This window comes from Variovorax durovernensis (assembly GCF_977011995.1).
This window is the reverse complement of sequence record NZ_CDRNCW010000001.1, coordinates 4,228,936-4,246,959: the sequence shown is the minus strand read 5'-3', so window position 1 is coordinate 4,246,959 and position 18,024 is coordinate 4,228,936. Positions and strand designations below refer to the sequence as shown.

General features: G+C 69.5%; 17 protein-coding genes. 9 read left to right on the top strand and 8 right to left on the bottom strand.

Annotation, left to right across the window (positions count from 1 at the left end; genetic code table 11):
- The first annotated feature begins 77 nt into the window (after positions 1-77).
- The 5 genes from ACWV14_RS20200 to ACWV14_RS20180 all read left to right on the top strand — a co-directional run bounded on the left by ACWV14_RS20200 (position 78) and on the right by ACWV14_RS20180 (position 6,442).
- Positions 78-494 (top strand): response regulator, encoded by a 417-nt coding sequence (locus ACWV14_RS20200; protein WP_454903319.1) that lies wholly within the window; start codon positions 78-80, stop codon positions 492-494.
- Positions 491-1,120 (top strand): biliverdin-producing heme oxygenase, encoded by a 630-nt coding sequence (locus ACWV14_RS20195; RefSeq protein WP_454903318.1) that lies wholly within the window; start codon positions 491-493, stop codon positions 1,118-1,120. Before ACWV14_RS20200 ends, ACWV14_RS20195 begins: the two co-directional genes overlap by 4 nt.
- Positions 1,121-1,223: 103 nt before the next feature.
- A complete protein-coding gene (locus ACWV14_RS20190) occupies positions 1,224-3,464 on the top strand; it encodes an ATP-binding protein (RefSeq protein ID WP_454906043.1) in 2,241 nt (746 codons plus the stop codon).
- Positions 3,457-3,915, top strand: a complete 459-nt coding sequence (locus tag ACWV14_RS20185) for a response regulator (protein WP_422087158.1) — start codon at positions 3,457-3,459, stop codon at positions 3,913-3,915. The genes ACWV14_RS20190 and ACWV14_RS20185 overlap by 8 nt, the downstream gene beginning before the upstream one ends.
- On the top strand, positions 3,908-6,442 hold the full coding sequence (locus tag ACWV14_RS20180) for a response regulator (protein ID WP_454903316.1): 2,535 nt from the start codon (positions 3,908-3,910) through the stop codon (positions 6,440-6,442). Before ACWV14_RS20185 ends, ACWV14_RS20180 begins: the two co-directional genes overlap by 8 nt.
- A 12-nt stretch (positions 6,443-6,454) precedes the next feature.
- Here ACWV14_RS20180 and ACWV14_RS20175 read toward each other — a convergent pair whose 3' ends face one another.
- Positions 6,455-7,945, bottom strand: a complete 1,491-nt coding sequence (locus ACWV14_RS20175; RefSeq protein ID WP_454903314.1) for an ATP-binding protein — start codon at positions 7,943-7,945, stop codon at positions 6,455-6,457.
- A gap of 5 nt (positions 7,946-7,950) precedes the next feature.
- Positions 7,951-8,643, bottom strand: coding sequence for a response regulator (locus ACWV14_RS20170; protein WP_454903312.1), 693 nt, complete (start codon positions 8,641-8,643; stop codon positions 7,951-7,953).
- Here ACWV14_RS20170 and ACWV14_RS20165 point away from each other — a divergent pair.
- Genes ACWV14_RS20165 through ACWV14_RS20155 form a run of 3 tightly spaced genes read left to right on the top strand, consistent with a single transcriptional unit; the run spans position 8,642 to position 10,055 of the window.
- Positions 8,642-8,764, top strand: coding sequence for a hypothetical protein (locus ACWV14_RS20165; RefSeq protein ID WP_454903311.1), 123 nt, complete (start codon positions 8,642-8,644; stop codon positions 8,762-8,764). The genes ACWV14_RS20170 and ACWV14_RS20165 overlap by 2 nt on opposite strands.
- A gap of 29 nt (positions 8,765-8,793) precedes the next feature.
- Entirely contained in the window at positions 8,794-9,141 is a 348-nt protein-coding gene (locus tag ACWV14_RS20160; RefSeq protein WP_454903309.1) for a hypothetical protein, read from the top strand.
- Between the two features lie 17 nt (positions 9,142-9,158).
- Positions 9,159-10,055, top strand: a complete 897-nt coding sequence (locus ACWV14_RS20155) for an alpha/beta fold hydrolase (RefSeq protein WP_454903308.1) — start codon at positions 9,159-9,161, stop codon at positions 10,053-10,055.
- 13 nt (positions 10,056-10,068) lie between these two features.
- Here the strand turns inward: ACWV14_RS20155 and ACWV14_RS20150 are convergent, their stop codons facing one another.
- From ACWV14_RS20150 to ACWV14_RS20140, 3 genes are all read right to left on the bottom strand, one after another.
- Complete coding sequence (locus ACWV14_RS20150) at positions 10,069-10,881, bottom strand: substrate-binding domain-containing protein (protein ID WP_454906041.1); 813 nt, start codon at positions 10,879-10,881, stop codon at positions 10,069-10,071.
- Positions 10,882-10,974: 93 nt separating this feature from the next.
- Positions 10,975-11,172 (bottom strand): hypothetical protein, encoded by a 198-nt coding sequence (locus tag ACWV14_RS20145; RefSeq protein WP_422087152.1) that lies wholly within the window; start codon positions 11,170-11,172, stop codon positions 10,975-10,977.
- Positions 11,173-11,190: 18 nt separating this feature from the next.
- Positions 11,191-12,087, bottom strand: coding sequence for an SPFH domain-containing protein (locus tag ACWV14_RS20140; RefSeq protein WP_454903306.1), 897 nt, complete (start codon positions 12,085-12,087; stop codon positions 11,191-11,193).
- A gap of 178 nt (positions 12,088-12,265) precedes the next feature.
- Between ACWV14_RS20140 and ACWV14_RS20135 the strand changes: the two genes are divergently transcribed.
- A complete protein-coding gene (locus ACWV14_RS20135) occupies positions 12,266-12,748 on the top strand; it encodes a Spy/CpxP family protein refolding chaperone (RefSeq protein WP_455240178.1) in 483 nt (160 codons plus the stop codon).
- Positions 12,749-12,769: 21 nt separating this feature from the next.
- Here ACWV14_RS20135 and ACWV14_RS20130 read toward each other — a convergent pair whose 3' ends face one another.
- The 3 genes from ACWV14_RS20130 to ACWV14_RS20120 form a co-directional block, all read right to left on the bottom strand.
- A complete protein-coding gene (locus ACWV14_RS20130) occupies positions 12,770-13,540 on the bottom strand; it encodes a TIGR04325 family methyltransferase (protein WP_454903302.1) in 771 nt (256 codons plus the stop codon).
- A gap of 122 nt (positions 13,541-13,662) precedes the next feature.
- On the bottom strand, positions 13,663-14,565 hold the full coding sequence (locus tag ACWV14_RS20125) for a response regulator (protein WP_454903300.1): 903 nt from the start codon (positions 14,563-14,565) through the stop codon (positions 13,663-13,665).
- Positions 14,543-17,938, bottom strand: coding sequence for a hybrid sensor histidine kinase/response regulator (locus tag ACWV14_RS20120; protein WP_454903299.1), 3,396 nt, complete (start codon positions 17,936-17,938; stop codon positions 14,543-14,545). Before ACWV14_RS20120 ends, ACWV14_RS20125 begins: the two co-directional genes overlap by 23 nt.
- Between the last annotated feature and the right edge of the window lie 86 nt (positions 17,939-18,024).

Genomic DNA, 18,024 nt, shown 5'->3' with positions numbered 1-18,024 from the left:
GGAAGCGCGCTCACCGGCCGGGCCTCGCGGCTTCGCTTAGGCTTGGGGGCATTCGAAGAAACAATTTTGTCTCCGCCGTGCCGCTTTCCACTTTTCTTGTCGAAGACAACGCCCACATCCGCCACAACCTGATCGCCGCCATGGAGGACGAGGTCGACATCCACCTGATCGGCACCGCCACCACCGAGGCGGAAGCCGTCGACTGGCTCGACAAGAATCCGGGCACCTGGGACCTGCTGGTGGTCGACCTGTTCCTGAACGAAGGCTCGGGGCTGGGCATCGTCAAGCGCTGCGGGCGCTGCCGCCCGGGCCAGCGCGTGGTGGTACTGACCAACTACGCGACCGGAGAAATCGCCGACTGGGCGCGAGAACTCGGTGCCGACGCCGTGTTCGACAAGGCGGCGCAGCTGGACGGCTTCTTCTCGCTTTGCGCCAGCTTCGAGGCCGAAGGCCGGGAGCGCGGCGGCAAGCCGTTGGAAAGCCTCGCGCCATGAGCGCCGGCGCCCAGCCCTCCGTGGCCGAGGTGTTGCGCCCGTTGCGCAGTGCCACCCACGCGCTGCATGAAGCGCTCGACAGCCGCCTGCCGATCGCGCGAGAAAACGCCTCGCTGGCCGACTACGCCGCCCACCTACGCGCCCTGCGCCCGTGGCTGGAGGCGGTGCGCCAGGCGCTGGCCGCCCCCGGCGATCCTGGGCTGGACCGCGTGGCGCGGCGCACAGACCGCCGCCTGGCCGCGCTTGCACTCGATCTAGAAGACGCCGGCACGGCGCCAGCCGGGGAGGGCGCGGCTGCATCGGCCGAGGCATCCCTTGCACCGCGGCTGGCGGAAGCCGCCCGCGAGCCCGCTTTCGCCTGGGGCCTGGCCTACGTGCTCGAAGGCTCGCAGCTCGGCGGCATGGCCATGCACAAGCGCCTGGGGCCGCGGCTGGCGCCGCATCCGATGCGCTACTTCCAGCCCGTGGATGCGCCCGATGGCCTGCCCGCGCAGTGGAAAGACTTTGTCGCGCAACTGGCGGCGGCGCTGCGCGATCCGGCGGCGGTCGGCTCGGCACAGCGCGGTGCGGTGGCTGGCTTCGAGACCCTCATGCCGCGCTTCGGGTTGCAGCCGGCCGGACTGTAGGAAGCCGCCGACGAGACCGCCCGGGACGCGCTGGCATGATCCTTTCGACCCGTTTTCCGACGAACCCGCGCGGCCGCAGCCGCGCTGCCTGACCTTGCCCAACGTGCCACAGCCCATCACCCTCACCGAGCCTCCTGGCGGTTCCCGGGCCCTCGAGCCCATGGAGGTCGACCTGTCCAATTGCGACCTCGAGCCGATCCGCGTGCCGGGCTCGATCCAGCCGCACGGGCGCATGCTGGTGCTCCAGCCCGAGTCGCTGGCGCTTGTCGCATGGAGCGAGAACTGGCCCGACGCGGAACTGTCCGCCGCGCTGGCGGCGGTTCGCGGGCTGAAGCTGCCGGCGCTGCCGCCGGGCGGTGCGCCGGTGTCGCTCGGCGCGATGAATCTTGCGCAGGCGTTCTTCGATGCTTCCGCGCACCGCAGCGAGAACCACTTGATCGTCGAGTTCGAGGCGGCTTCGCCCCCGGGCGGCAACGAGGCGCCCATCTACTCGCTGGGACGCGTCTTCCTGCCCCTGCTGCAGGAGGCCGCCACGGTGGACGAGCTGTGCGGCCTGGCCGCGCGCGAGATGAAGCGGCTCACCGGCTTCGGCCGCTGCCTGGTCTACCGCTTCGACGCCGCCGGCCACGGCGAGGTGCTGGCGGAGAACGCCGACCCCGGCTACGACAGCTACAGCGGCCATCACTTTCCCGCGTCCGACATTCCGCGCCAGGCGCGCGCGCTGTACCTCGTCAACCATTTCCGGCTGATTGCCGATGCCAACTACCAGCCGGTGCGCCTGCTCGCCACCGACGCCTCGCTCAGCGCCGGCGACATCGACCTGTCGCAGGCACAACTGCGCAGCGTCTCGCCGATCCACCTCGAGTACATGCGCAACATGGGCACGCTGGCATCGATGTCGGTGTCCATCGTCATCAACGGCAAGCTCTGGGGGCTGATCTCCTGCCACGACCACGCGCCGCGCTTCCTCGACACGGGCACGCGGCTCGCGTGCGAGCACCTGGGCCAGCTGCTGTCGCTGCAGATCCAGTCGAAGGAAAGCAACGGCGAGGTGGCCGAGCGGCTCGAGCTGCGCCAGCTCACGCTGCAGATCGTCTCGCACCTGTCCGACAGCGACGCCACCCTGCAGCACCTCACGGCCGAGGTTTCGCTGATGCTGCGCGTGATGCGCGCCACCGGCGCCGCCGTGGTGCTCGACGACGAGGTCTGGTGCGTGGGCGACGTGCCGGCGCGGGCGCATGTGCAGGAGCTGGCGGGCTGGATCGCGGGGCTCGGCGTGGAGGTCTACGAAAGCAATTCGCTGGCCGCGCACTTCGCGCCCGCGGCGCAGTTCATCGAAGTCGCGGCGGGCGTGCTCGCCATCTCCATCTCGCAGGTGCACCGGCATCTGATCCTCTGGTTCCGGCCCGAGATCGTGCAGACGGTCCGCTGGGCTGGCGACCCGCAGAAACCGCAGGCCGTCAACGGACGCATGCATCCGCGCCTGAGCTTCGAGAGCTGGGTGGAGCACATCCGGGGCTGCTCCACGCCGTGGTCGGTGGCCGAAGTGGGCGCGGCCGGCGAGCTGCGCCAGGCGCTGATCGGCATCGTGCTGCGCCGCGCCGAGGAACTGGCCTCCGTGGCCTCCGAGCTGGGCCGGGTCAACAAGGAACTGGAGGCTTTCTCGTACACCGTGTCGCACGACCTGCGCGCGCCCATGCGGCACATTGCCGGCTACGTCGACCTGGTGGCCCAGACCGAGGGCAAGCAGCTGAGCGCGCGGGCCCATCGCTATCTTTCGCATGTCAAGGACGCCGCCGCCTTCGCGGGGCAGATGGTTGACGCGTTGCTCGACTTTTCTCGCATGGGCCGCTCCGCGCTCAAGCAGCGGCAGGTCGACAGCGCCTCGCTGGTCGAGGGGCTGGTGCGAGAGCTGACGCGGCTGGAGCCGCAGCGCAATATCGAATGGCAGGTCGATGCCGACCTGCCGCTGCTTTACGCCGACCCGCTGCTGCTGCAGGTGGCGGTGCGCAACCTGCTGGCCAACGCCGTCAAGTACTCGCGCACCCGCAGCCCGTCGCGCATCACGGTGCGCAGCATCCGCAGCGACCTGGGCGACGGGCTCGAGGTGCAGGACAACGGCGTGGGCTTCCAGATGAAATACGTCGACAAGCTGTTCGGCGTGTTCCAGCGGCTGCACCAGGCCGAGGATTTCGAAGGCACGGGCATCGGCCTGGCCAATGTGAAGCGGATCGTGGAGCGTCATGGCGGCACGGTCTGGGCAAAGGGGGAGATCGATGCGGGGGCGAGCTTCGGCTTCATCCTGCCGCGCCAGGGCCCCGACAACGGAGAAGGAAATGCTTAAGCCGATCCTGCTTGTCGAGGACGACACGCGAGACCTCGAACTCACCCTCATCGCGCTGGAGCGCAGCCAGCTCGCGAACGACGTGGTCGTGCTGCGCGACGGTGCGCAGGCGCTCGAATACCTGCATCGCGAAGGCGAGCACGCGGACCGCGCCGAAGGCAACCCGGCCGTGATCCTGCTGGACCTGAAGCTGCCCAAGGTCACCGGGCTGGAAGTGCTGCAGGCGGTGCGCGCCAACCCGGCGCTGCGCAGCATTCCGGTGGTGATGCTCACCTCGTCGCAGCAAGAGTCGGACGTGCTGCGCAGCTACGAGCTGGGCGTGAACGCCTACGTGGTCAAGCCAGTGGCGTTCGACCGCTTCGTCTCGGCCATTGCCGAGCTGGGGGTGTTCTGGGCGGTGCTCAACGAGCCGCCACCGGGTTCGCTGAAGGCGGCGCGCAAGCATGAGTAGCGCGGGCGACGCCGCTGCCGCGACACCGCAGCCTCCGGGCATCCTGATCCTCGAAGACTCGCGCTTCGACATCGAACTGCTGACCGAGGCCCTTGCGCAAGCCATGCCGTCGGCCACCACCCATGTGGTGCGCGACGAGCGCGGCTTCGTCGACGCGCTGAACACGGGCGGCTTCTCGCTGATCCTGTCCGACTACGAGCTGCCGGGGTTCTCGGGCGCGCATGCGCTCGAGGTGGCGCGCCGAATGGCGCCGGAGACGCCTTTCATCTTCGTCTCGGGCGTGATCGGCGAGGACAACGCGGTCGAGCTGCTCAAGAGCGGCGCCACCGACTACGTGAGCAAGGGCCGCCTCGCGCGGCTGCCGGTGGTGCTGGAGCGCGCGCTCAAGGAGGCCGCCGACCGGCGCGCCAAGGGGCTGGCGGAGCGCCGGCTGAACGCGGCCAACGCGGCCATCATGGAAGCCGAGGCGCGCCGCCTGGCGCTGATGGAACTGGGCGACCGCATCCGCGACATGGACGAGCCGGGCGACATCGCCTATGCGGCCTCGGAAATGCTGGGGCGGCGCCTCGCCGTGGACCGCGCCGGCTACGGCCTGGTGGACACGGCGGCCGAGACCATCGCCATCGCCCGCGACTGGACCGCCCCCGGCGTGGCCAGCCTGGCGGGGCTGCTGCACTTTCGCGATTACGGCTCCTACATCGAAGACCTGCGCCGCGGCGTGACCGTGGCCTTCGCCGACGCCCGCCTGGACCCGCGCACCCGCGACAACGCCGATGCGCTGGAGGCCATCACCGCGCGCGCGGTGGTCAACATGCCGCTCACCGAACGCGGCGGGCTGGTCGGGCTGCTCTATCTCAACCATGGCCAGGCACGGCCGTGGTCGCGCGACGAGCTGGATTTCGTCCGCGAAGTCGGCGACCGGGTGCGCTCTGCCGTCGCGCGGCGCGAGGCGCAGATCGAGCTGATGGCGTTCGCCGAGTCGCTGGAGCGCCAGGTCGAGGCGCGCACCCATGAGCGCGACCGCACCTGGGCCCTGAGCCAGGACCTGCTGGGCGTGGCCAATGAGCAAGGCTTCTTCCTGAGCGTGAACCCCGCATGGGAAACCGTGCTGGGCTGGAGCGCCGACGAGATCCGCGCCATGCCGTTTCGCTCGCTGGTGCATGCCGACGACATGACCCACACCGAGGCCGAGCTGCAGCGCCTGATGCGGGGCGAGCGCGCCACCGGTTTCGAGAACCGCTACCGCACTAAGAGCGGCGGCTACCGCTGGCTCTCATGGACAGCAGTGCCCGACAACGGCCTGCTGTACGCCGCCGCGCGCGACATCACCGAACAGAAGGAGCGCGAGGCCGAACTCGATGCCGCGCGCGAGCAATTGCGCCAGAGCCAGAAGCTGGAGGCCGTGGGCCAGCTCACCGGCGGCCTGGCGCACGACTTCAACAACCTGCTGGCCGCCATCAGCGGCAGCCTGGAACTGATGCGCCGGCGCGGCCTGGACGGCAAGCCGGCCGACATGGAGCGCTACGTGGGCGTGGCGCAGGGCGCGGTCAAGCGCGCGGCCTCGCTCACGCACCGGCTGCTGGCGTTTTCTCGGCGCCAGACGCTGGAGCCCAAGCCGCTGAACGCCAACCGGCTGGTGACCGACATGGAAGAGCTGCTGCGCCGCACGCTCGGCCCGCAGATCGCGCTGGAGACGGTGGCCGCAGTGGGCCTGTGGAACGTGCACGCCGATCCGGGCCAGCTGGAGAACGCGCTGCTCAACCTGTGCATCAACGCGCGCGACGCCATGCCGGAGGGCGGCACGCTGGTGATCGAGACCGCCAACCGCTGGATCGATGCCCGAACCGCACGCGACCGCGACCTGCCGATGGGACAGTACGTGTCGCTCACCGTCAGCGACAACGGCGTGGGCATGCCGCCCGAAGTGGTGGCGCGCGCCTTCGATCCCTTCTTCACCACCAAGCCTATCGGCATGGGCACGGGGCTGGGGCTGTCGATGATCTACGGCTTCGCGAAGCAGTCGGGCGGGCAGGTGCGCATCTACTCGGAAGTCGGCAAGGGCACCTCGGTCAGCATCTACCTGCCGCGCCACGACATGCAGGAAGAGGTGGCCACCGCGCCGGCCGAGACCATGCTCGCGCCACGTGCCGACCAGGGCGACACCGTGCTGGTGGTCGACGACGAACCCGCGCTGCGCATGATCATCGTCGAGGTGATGCAGGGGCTCGGCTACGCCACGCTGGAGGCCGGGGACGGCGCCGAGGCGCTGCGCGTGCTGCAGTCGCCGCGCCAGCGCATCGACTTGCTGGTGAGCGACGTGGGCCTGCCCGGCGGCATGAACGGGCGGCAGGTGGCCGACGCCGCGCGCATCGCGCGGCCCGGCCTCAAGGTCCTGTTCATCACGGGCTACGCGGAGAACGCGGTGCTGAGCCACGGCCACCTCGACCCCGGCATGCACGTGATGACCAAGCCCTTCGAGATGGACGTGCTGGCGCGCCGGGTGAAGCAGCTGATCGAAAGCCGCTAGAGCTGGCAGGCCTCAGGACTCCGCCGGTGCCACCGCGCCGAGCGGCCCCAGCGGACCGGAGGCGCCCGGCGAGCTTTCTCCGGCCAGCGGCAGCCGTACCGTCACTTGCAGCCCCGGCCCCAGGCCCGTGTCGTCGAGCGAGATGGTGCCGGCGTGCGCGTCGACCACCGAGCGCACGATCGCCAGCCCCAGGCCGCTGCCGGTCTGCGTCTGGTCGGGGTCGCGGAAGAAACGGTCGAACACGCGCTCGCGCAGCGCCGGCATGATGCCGGGCCCCTGGTCGACCACCGTCAGCACCGCCTCGTTGCCTTCGCGCCGGATGCCCACGCTCACCGTCGAGCCGACGGGGCTGTACTTGGTGGCGTTGTCGATCAAGTTGTCGATCATCGAGACCAGGCTGTCGCGGTCGCCCGCGATTTCCACCGGCTCGTCGGTCACCAGTTCGATCTCGACCTCGCGCACATGCGCCAGCGGCGACAGCGCCGCGAGCCGCTCCTGCAGCAGGTCGTCGAGCCGCAGCGGCCCGGGCGCCGAGGCCTGCGCGTGGCTGCGCATGAGCCGCAGCAACTGGCCCACCAGCCGCTCGGCGCGTGCGTTGCTGTTGAGCACCCGCGCGAACAGCTCGTGCTGGCGTTCGGTGGGAATGTGCTGCACCAGCAGCGACTGCAGCGCCTCCACGTTCACCCGCATCGCGGCGATGGGCGTGCGCAGCTCGTGCGCCGCGTCGGCGATGAAGCTCTGCTCGCGCGCGATGCTCGCGCGCAGCCTGTCCATGAGCGCATTGAAGTTGTGCACCAGCGGCAGCAGCTCTTCATGCCGTGGCAGGGCCGTCACCGGGGCCAGGTCGTGGGGGCCGCGCGAAGCTATTTCGCGCGCCACCTTGCGCCAGGGCCGCAGCGCCAGCCGGATCGACAGCCATGCCGGCAGCAGCAGGAAGGGCACGCTGATGACCAGCGGCAGGATGTAGTAGCCGCGCGTCTGGAAGGTGAGCCAGATCTGCATGCCGCCCGGCGTTATCAGCGTGACGCGGGTCTTGCCCGTGGGCGACTCGATGGTGCGGGCGCGCCAGCTCTTGCCGTCGGCTTCAACCGTCTCGCCGATGTCGGGGCGGGTGTTCGAGATGCCCGAGGGCACGCCGTCGGAGCGGTAGATCTCGCGGCCGTTCTGCCACACGATGACGCTCGGCGACAGCGTGGCGTCGTTGCCGCTGCCGAAGGCGTTGCGCAGCGCCAGGTCCATGGCGCGCAGGCTCTCGTACTGTTTGGCCGGCTGGTCGGTGAGGTTGCGCGCCACCGTGAGCATGCTGCGCTGGGAGGCGTCGATGGCCGACAGGTCGTCGATCATGGCCGAGCCCAGCAGCAGCGCCACGGCCAGGCTCCACAGCAGCGTCATCATGCCGATCTGCGCGAACATCAGCCGGCGCACCAGCGACGGCCGCTTCAGCCGCCCCCACAGGTTGCCCAGCAGCCTGCCCGGGACCCGGGCAAGAGCATCGAGCGACATCGGGGTCACGCCTGCTCCGCCTGATGCGCCGCCGCGGCCAGGTAGATCACGTAGCCGATGCCGCGCACGGTGCGGATGTAGCCGTCGCCGATCTTGCGGCGCAGGTTGGAGATGTGCACGTCGAGCACGTTGCTGCCGGGGCTCTGGCCGGGCATGCCGGGCAGCGCCAGTTGTTCGAGCATGCGGCGCGCGACCACGCGGTCGGCGCGCTTGACCAGCAGCGTCAGCAGCTTGAATTCGCTGCGCGACAGCGCCACCGGCTCGCCGTTCACCCGCACGCGCTGGGTCGGCTCGTGCAGCCACAGGCCACGCACCTCGAAGGTGGCGCCGTCGCCGCCGTAGCTGCGGCGGGTGAGGGCGCGCACACGCGATATGAGCTCGGCCAGCACGAAGGGCTTGACCAGGTAGTCGTCGGCGCCGTTGTCCAGGCCCAGCAGCCGGTCGTTGAGGCTGTCGCGCGCGCTCAGGATCAGCACCGGCAGTCGCGCGCCTTCGCGGCGCAGCCGTTCGAGCACGGCAAGGCCGTCGCCGTCGGGCAGGCCGAGGTCGAGCAGCAACAGGTCGCACCCTTGCTCGTCAAGGATGCGCATTGCTTCCTCGATGCGGCGCACCCACACCACGTCCATGCCCTGGGTCTGCAGTGCAACGCGGATGCCGGTGGCCAGATCGAAGTCGTCTTCGGCCAGGAGGATCTTCATGGGCGGCAATCTACCTCCCGAAGCTGAAGAATTCCCAAAGAAAGCAGTGGCGGCGGCGGCCCGCACGGTGCCGGATTTTCAGCAGACCTTCATCCACGCGGATCAGGATGGCGGGTGTTGATCAAACCGTCCGAAAAAAGAAAAAACACCATGCATTCCCGGTTCGCCATCGCCGCCGCGATGCTCCTGCTGCCCCTGGCGGCGCTGGAGGCACGCGCTCACCGCCCCGATCCCTTCCCGGAAGACTTCAGGCCGCTGCGGCCCGTTTACCGCGTGGAGCGGCTGGAGCGCATCGACCTGCACCGCGACGGCCCGGGCACCCGATGGGGCGCAGGCGCCGGGTCGGGATGGCCCACCGGCTGGGGCGTGGATTCGCGAGGCGGCCGCCGCTACAGCCATGAGCGCTACGACGAGCCGCGGCGCGACCGGCGGGATTCCGACGGCGACGGCGTGCCCGACCGCTGGGACCGCCGGCCCCACGACCCGTCACGCCACTGAGCCACCGGGACACCGAGATGAGCCCCTACCAAGCAAGCCTGCTGGGCGCCCACTTCCGCTCGCCGGAAGCCCGGTCCTCTTTGCTGGATTCGTATGCCCGCGTGCTCGCGCGCTGGCCGCTGCCTCATGAAAGCCGCTACGTCGAGACGCGCTACGGCCGCGCGCACGTGCTGGCCTCGGGGCCCGCCTATGCGCCGCCGGTGGTGCTGCTGCACGGCGGAGGCGGCAACGCCACCACCTGGGTGCACAACATCGCGCGGCTCGCGGGTTCGCTGCAGGTGTATGCGGTAGACATCATCGGCGACGCCGGCCGCACCGAAGGGCGCCGGCCCGCGTCGGAAGACGCGTACTGCAACTGGCTCGAAGACGTGCTGATCGGCATCGGCCGGCCGAAGGTGGGGCTGTGCGGTGCCTCCTTCGGTGCGTGGCTCGCGGCGGCGTACACGCGCCAGACTACGCGACGCGTCACCAAGCTCGCGCTGCTGGCGCCGCCCAACCTCGAGTCGCCGCGCATCGGCACCATGTTGCGCGCGGGGCTTGCGGCGGCGTTTCCCAGCGAGCGGCAGGTGCGCGCCTTCCATGGGCTGGTGTCGTCGCCAACGGCGCCGGAGCCGCCGCCCTGGGCCATGGACGACCTGCTCGTGCGCTGGCGCTGCCAGCGCAGCCATCCCCGGGCGCCGGGCCGCATGAGCGACGCCGACCTGCGCGTGCTGCCCAAGAGCACGCTGCTGATGCTCGGCGAGGATGAGGTGCTGTACGACCCGGTGCGCGCCTGCGCCCGCGTGAAGGCCCAGGCGCCGCATGTGCGCGTCGAGCTGCTGCCCTATGCGGGCCACACCATCGCGTTCGACCAGGCGGAGAAGGTCGGCGACACGCTGGTCGAATTCTTCCGGCGCGACGGCTGGACGCTGTAGCGCGTATGTGCGCTCAGCGCGCGGTCAGCGGCTCCAGGCCGGTCTTCGCGATGGTCGGCGCGGCGGCCGGCGAGTTGAGGTAGCGGATCAGCTGCTTCGCCGCCTCGGGCTGCTTCGACGCGCTTGCGATGCCGGCCGAGAACACCGTCACGCGTTGCACCTCTGCAGGCAGCGGGCCGATGTAGTCGATGCCTTCTATCGGCAGCAGCTCGCTCACCTGCTGCAGCCCCAGCGCCGCGTCGCCGCGCGCCACCACCGATCCGACGCGCTCGCTCAGGATGCGCCTGCTCTTGGGCTTCACCTCGGCCTCGATGCCCAGCTTCTTGAGCAGCTCGGTCTCGTAGTAGGTGCCGCTCGCGCTGGCCGAATAGGCGATCGACGGCGCGGCGATCAGGGTGCGCTTCAGCGCATCGACCGTGCTGATGTCTGGCCTGGGCGCGCCTTTGCGCACAGCGAAGCCGATGGAAGAGCGCACCAGGTCGACCTGGCTGCCCGGCACCACCTTGCCCTGCGCGACCAGCGCGTCGAGGGCGGGACGCGCCAGGATCACCACGTCGGCCGGCTCGTTGCGCGCGAGGCGGCTGGGGATCGAGTCGTCGGCGTTGCCCATCGACGCGCCGTAGGCCGTCTTGACGCTGCGGCCGCTGCTGCGCTCGAAGGCCGGGCGCAGGTCGTTGTAGGCGGCGGTGAAGCCGCCGGAGGTCATGACGTGGATGTCCGCAGTGGGCGCGGCCGGCTGCGTGCCGCAGCCGGCGAGAGCGAGGGCCGCGAGCAGCGGAAGGGCGGCGCGGCGGGTGAAGGAAGAGAAAAGGGGCTTGGTCACGATGTCTCCGGTAGGAAGGGGCGGCGAACGGTGCCGCCCGCAGCCGTCATCGTAGAAGCCGTGGCTGTCATTCCGCCCACGGCGGATTCGGGGTTATCACCGAGGCGGCGCTGGCTTGTCGTCGGCCTTCGCGTCCGCGGCCGGCAGCCTGCCGCGCCTGGCCAGCCCTTCGCGCAGCAGGAACTCGACCTGCGCGTTCGCGCTTCGCAGCTCTTGCGCCGCCAGGCGCTCGATCTCGGCCCACAGGGCGGGATCGATGCGCAGGGGATAGGATTTTTTTCCGGGACTGGCCATCAGGGGAAAGGGGCGGGGTCAGGTGTAAAGCGTACCCGTGTTGACGACGGGCTGGGTCTCGCGGTCGGAGCACAGCACCACCAGCAGGTTCGACACCATCGACGCCTTGCGCTCGTCGTCGAGCACCACCAGGTTGCGCTCCGACAGCCCGCGCAATGCCGCCTCGACCATGCCGACCGCGCCGGCCACGATCTGCTGCCGCGCGCTCACGATGGCCACCGCCTGCTGGCGGCGCAGCATCACCTGCGCGATCTCGGGTGCATAGGCCAGGTGGGTGAGCTTGGCATCGAGCACTTCGACGCCGGCGCTCGCGAAGCGCTGGTTGAGTTCGGCCTTGAGTGCGTCGGCCACCGTGTCGAGCCCGGCGCGCAGCGTGGTCTCGTCGCTCGACAGGTCGTCGCCGCTGTCGTAGGCATAGAGGGTGGCAAGGTGGCGGATGGCGGCCTCGGCCTGGATGGCGACGAACTTGTTGTAGTCGTCGATTTCGAACACGGCCTGCGCCGTGTCGTGCACTCTCCACACCACCGCCGCGCCGATCTCCACCGGGTTGCCGCGCTTGTCGTTCACTTTCAGCGCCGGTGTGTTGAGGTTGCGCGCGCGCAGCGAGATCTTCTTGCCGGTTTGCAGCGGATTGGTCCAGCGCAGGCCTTCGGTGCGGTCGGTGCCCTGGTACTCGCCGAAGAGCGTGAGGATGATGCCCTCGTTGGGCTGCAGCATGTAGAGACCCGGCACCAGCACGATGCCCGCCACGACCAGCAGCACGCTCGCTGGTGGCGGCATCAGGCGCTGCACGATGGCGACCGCGCCGAGCGCTATCAGCAGCACCGCCACAGCGACGATGCCGTAGCCGTTGATGGAACGGTAGGAGCGCTCCTTGCGGATGGAGCGAGGGGTTGCGGGGGGCATCTCGTTCATGGGTTCCTCCTGTGAAAGTGATATCACTTTAATATCTTTTTTGAGGCCGCTCAAGATTTTTCTGACGGCCATCTGCCTTTACCCCCGGTTTACCGGCGGGCAATCCGCTGGACAGCCGCGGCTCCTGAAATGCACCCTGGCCCTTCTCGGGCCTGCATCAAAGGATTTCAGGATGACGATGAAACGACCCCTGCAGCAGTTCGCGCTCGCCGCGGTATTGATCGCCGTGAGCGGCCACGGCTTCGCACAGTTCGGCGGCGGTGGTGGCATGGGTGGCGGTGGCCGGCGCGGCGCGCGCAGCGAAAGTTCGTCGAACCAGCGCACGGGCGACGGCCTGTCCACGCCGGCCACCGCGGCGGCCAGGGTGCGCGACAAGCTCTACGACCTGCGGCTGCAGTTGATGATCACGCCGGAACAGTCCTCGCTGTGGGACCGCTTCTCGGATGCCGTGTGGGACCTGGCCGGTCGCGGCAGCATGGCCAGCGCGGCCTCGGCGGACGACCAGACCGCGGTGCAGTTCGCGCAGCAGCGCGCGACGCTTGCAGCAGACCGGGCCCACCGCGCGCAGGCGGTGAGCGATGCGCTCTCCAGGCTCTACGAAACGCTGTCGCCCGATCAGCGCCACATCGCGGACCAGAACCTGCCCGCTGTCATTCCCTGACGGGTTCGCGGCCTCGCTGCTTCAGGCGCCCAGGTCGAAGCAGCAGCCGGCGTAGTAGGGCTTGTCGCCGCCGTCGACGAAGGGCACCTCGATCGGCTTGCCCTCGTTGCGCCAGGCGTCGCGCTTCTTGTAGCCCGAGCGCATGAGCTCGGCCATCAGCTCGTCGTAGTGCTCGATGCGATAGGGGCACACTGCCACGCCGATGCTGTTGAGCGTGTAGATCGTGCGCTCTGGATGCACCGCCGTCGTGTTCAGGATGATGCGCTTGGGCTTCACCGCCAGCGACGCAAGAATCGCGTCGATGCGCTGCGGCAGGTATTGCAGGCTGCCCGAGGCGTACAGCAGGTCGCAGCCGCTGGCGTCGCGAGGGTCGGTGGTGAAGTCGAGCTGCGCGGTGGCTTCGCGCTGCACCGCCAGCGCGCGCCCGCTCTCGACCACGCCGGGTACGTCGCACACGGTCCAGTGCAGGTTGTCGGGGTAGCTCAGCACGCGACGGAACGCGTAGTACTTGATGCCGATGTGCCCGCCCAGGTCGAACACCCGCGTGAGGCCCGCGTCGATCGAACGCCCGAGCCAGAACAGCGCCGGGTAGTCGTAGAAGTAGATCTGCGGGCTGTAGAGCTTGGCGGCCTCCGCGTTGTCGTAGCCCACCGCCTTGCTGGGCGGCGCGCCGGCCTCGGCCGCGGCGAAGCTCTCGAACGAACCCATGAAGAGGTTCTCGTCCTGGTTGTTCAGGAACTTGCGCCTGTAGGCGCTTTCGCGCGGCGGGAACTGCAGAAGGCTTGACAGCATTTGTTTGCTCCGGTGGCGCCTGATTCTGAGCGCGGCAGACGCATCCAAGGGACAAAGCCCTGTGCCGTTGGGGCGGTTACCCCATGGGGGTTACCTACCGTTCGCACCCCGGGTGGCAGCCGTCACACCAGTTGCCCGCTCGCCAACGCCGCGGCCGCAGCCCGCGTTTCCACCCCCAGCTTCTCGAAGATGTGCTCCAGGTGCTTGTTCACCGTGCGCGGGCTGGTGCCCAGGATCTCGCCGATGTCGCGGTTGGTCTTGCCCTTGGCGAGCCATGACAGCACCTCGGTCTCGCGCGGCGTGAGCGCTGCTTCCGCGAGCCGCGTGGCGGGGCCTTCGCGCTGCATCGCGAACAGCAGCATGGTCTCGCCGAGCGCCGCAGCGCCCAGGTTGCGAACCGACAGGCGCATGCCCGTGGCGGTGCCTACGGCTACGGCCGCCCCCGGTGCGAGCGCCGCTTCGAGCGATGCGGGCAGCAGGCCTGGTGCCACCGGGTCTTCCAGCGCATGCAGCCACAGCGCGGCCTGCGGCGAGCGCCACGCGATGCGCCCGCGCGTGTCGACGAACACCACGCCCATGCCGGCCACGTCGACCGCGTCGCGGGCCATGCGCGTGATGCGGGCGTTGCGCGCGTGCGTGTGCAGCCGCGCCAATACTTCCTGCGCCCGGATCGGCTTCACCACGTAGTCGACTCCGCCGCACTCGAAGCCCTCGACCACGTGCGAGGTCTCCGACAGCCCCGTCATGAACAGCACCGGAATGTGCGCTAGCGCCGGGTTGGCCTTGATGCGCCGGCAGGTCTCGAAGCCCGAGAGGCCGGGCATCAGCCCGTCGAGCAATATCGCGTCGGGCACCACCAGCTCCAGCCGCTGCAGCGCGGCTTCGCCGTCGGCCGCCACCAGCACGGTGTAGCCGCTGGCCTCGAGCGTGTCGCACAGCATGCCCAGGCTGCTGGGCGCGTCGTCGACCACCAGCACCACGGGGCGTTCGGCCGAAGGCGATTCAAGGGGCGAGGGTGTCTGCATCTTCTGCCAGTGCGTTGCGGAGGTTGTCGAGTTCGAAGCGCGCGACCATGCCGCGCAGCCAGGTGCAGGTGGCCGCGGCCGAGGGCGATGCGGCGGCCAGCCGGTCGAGCGCGGTGTGCAGGCCGCGCACATGGCCCATCTGCACCAGCCGCATGAGTTCGGCGCGGTCGTCTTCCGACAGGTCGAGCCGGCGCGGGCGCGGGGGAGCGCGGTCGTCATCTGCGGTGGGTGGCTGCGCATCGCCGGGCGACAGCCATTCGAGCCCGAGGTGGCGTTCCAGCGTCGCGATCAGCTCCGACTCGATCACCGGCTTGCCCACGAAAGCCTGGCAGCCCGCCGCGCGCAGCCGCTCGGCCTGGTTCTCGAACATGTTGGCCGAGACGATGATGATCGGGATGTCGCGGAAGCCCGAGGCGCGCACCGACGTGGCGGTCTGCCAGCCGTCCATGTCGTCCATCGTCAGGTCGAGCAGGATGGCAGAAGGCAGTTCCTCGCGCAGGCTGTCCAGGCACTCGGTGCCGCTCGCGGCCTCGCGCACCTCGAAGCCCAGCGGCACGAGCATGCCGGCGAGCATCTGGCGCTGCACCGGCTGGTCGTCGACCACCAGCAGCGTGCGGCGCGCGCCGAGGTAGCCCGACACCGGCTGGCGCGGCGCGCCGGCCCTGGCCTGCGGGCCGGGGTCGGCCACCTCGCGCAGGTACACGCGCACGCTGAAGGTGCTGCCTTGCGACGAGGTCGAGGCCAGCTTGAGTTCTCCGCCCATCAGCGAAGTCAGCAGCCCGGTGATGGTGAGGCCCAGCCCCGTGCCGGGCTCGCCCCTGCGCCGGCCAGCCGCTCCGCGCTCGAAGGGCAGGAAGATGCGCTGGTGGTCCTGCGGCGCCACGCCGATGCCGGTGTCGACCACGTCGAAGCGCAGCACTTCGCGCCGCGCATCCACGTGCAGCGTCACCGTGCCGCTGTCGGTGAAGCGCACCGCATTCGTCAGCAGGTTGATGAGGATCTGCCGCAGCCACTTGGCGTCGGCATGCACCCAGGGCGGCAGGCGGCCGGCGTGCGTGTAGACGAAGGCCAGGCCCTTGTTCTCGGCCTGCGGCCGCACCATGTGCACCAGCTGGTCGAGAAAGGCCGGCAGCGCCAGCGGAGCGGGCTCCAGCTGCAGCCGGCCGGCCTCGATGCGCGCGAGGTCGAGCAGCCCGTCGATCAGGCCCAGCATGTGCTCGCCGCTGCGGTGGATGGTCTGCACGGCATCGCGCGGCGGCGTTACCGCGTCGCCCTTGAGCAGGATCTGCGAGTAGCCAAGGATGCTGTTGAGCGGCGTGCGCAGCTCGTGCGTCATGCCTGCCACGTAGCGCGTCTTGGCCTGGTTGGCGGCCTCGGCGGCTTCCTTGGCGGTCTGCAGCGCGGCGTCGGTGCGGCGGTGCGCCTCGATCTCGAGCGCGAGCAGGTTGTTGTGGCGGTTCGATTCTTCCTGCGCCATCTGCCGGCTTTCGCTGCCCAGCACCACCCACCATGCCGCCACCGCGGCCACCACCGACAGCAGCGCGAACACCTTCAGCAAGGCCGTGGCCATGGTCGAGTCGCTGGTGCCCGCGATGGCCTCCTGCGCATAGACCACGCCCACCACCGTGGCCAGCAGCGCGACGAGCGATGTGGCCACCAGCAGGTAATGCGCCACGCGAAAGTTCAGCCGCGCCGACAGGGCCGGCGGCAGCAGCGCCTGCAGCCATCCGCTCATCTGCTCGGCCGCGCGCGAGTCGGTCTTGCAGCGGTCGTGGCAGCGCGATTCGAGCGTGCAGCACAGCGAGCAGATCGGCGCGCTGTAGGCCGGGCAGTGCGCCATGTCTTCCGACTCGAAGCTGTTGTCGCACACCGAGCATTTCACGCTCTGGCCGGGCGCCCAGCGCTCGATGTCGTTGCGCGCAAGGTAATAGCGCCCGCGCGTGCGCCATGCGAGCAGCGGCGACAGCGCCATGGCCGTAGCCAGCGCGATGAAGGGCGAGAAGGCCTTGGCCCAATGCCCCAGCGCGCCCGAGTAGGCCAGCATCGCCAGCGCCGCCGCCGCCAGCATCGCGACGAGACCCACGGGGTTGATGTCATAGAGGTGCGCGCGCTTGAACTCGATGGCCTTCGGGCTCCACCCCAGCGGCTTGTTGATGACCAGGTCCGCCACCAGCGCGCCGACCCAGGCGATGGCGATGTTGCTGTAGAAGCCCAGCACATGCTCCAGCGCGGCGAACACGCCCAGCGCCATCAGCAGTATCGCGATGACCACGTTGAACACCAGCCACACCACGCGCCCCGGGTGGCTGTGCGTGAGCCGGGCGAAGAAGTTCGACCACGCCAGCGAGCCCGCATAGGCGTTGGTGAGGTTGATCTTCATCTGCGAGACCACCACGAACAGCACCGTCACGCCCAGCACCCAGGCCGGGTCGCGCAGCACGTAAGAGAAGCCCGTGAGATACATCTGCGTGGGCTCGATTGCGTGGATGCCCGGTATCTCGTGCTGCAGAGCCAGGAAGGCGAGGAAGGCGCCGCCCATCATCTTCAGCATGCCGGGCACGATCCATCCCGGCCCCGCGACCAGCACCGCCGTCCACCAGCGCACGCGGTTGGCGGCGGTCTTCTCGGGCAGGAAGCGCAGGTAGTCGACCTGTTCGCCGATCTGCACGACCAGCGAGAAGGCCACCGTGGCGGCGGCGCCGAACATCAGCGGATCGAAGCCGCTGCTGTCCGAGGTGCGGCCCACCAGCCCGGTGAAGTCGGCGTACAGCTCGGGCTTCTTCACCAGCACCGCGACGAAGGGGCAGACGAACAGCACGATCCAGATCGGCTGCGTCCACAGCTGCAGCCCCGATATGAGCGTGATGCCCCGCGCCACCAGCGGAATGATGACGATCGAAGACACCATGTACAGCAGCCACAGCGGCCAGTCCAGGTACATCTGCAGCGCCAGCGCGAGGATGGCCGCCTCCAGCGCGAAGAAGATGAAGGTGAAGCTCGCGTAGATCAGCGAGGTGAGGGTGGAGCCCAGGTAGCCGAAGCCCGCTCCGCGCGTGAGCAGGTCCATGTCCACGCCGTGCCGGGCCGCGTAGTACGAGATCGGCAGGCCGGTGAGGAAGGTGATGAGCCCCACCACCAGGATGGCCCACAGCGCGTTCGAGAACCCGTAGCTCAGCGCGATGGCCCCGCCGATGGCCTCCAGCGCCAGGAACGAGGTAGCGCCGAAGGCCGCGTTGGCCACGCGGAACTCCGACCACTTGCGAAAGCTTCGCGGCGTGTAGCGCAGCGCGTAGTCCTCCAGCGTCTCGTTCGCGACCCAGGCGTTGTAGTCGCGGCGGATGCGAAAGATCTTCTGTCCGGAGACGGATTGCATGGCGGGTTCTCGCGGCGGCGGTTGCATGGGGCGGGTACAGCAAGAAGCGCTCCCTGTGCCCTTTTTTCGCCGATCTCCGGCTCGCG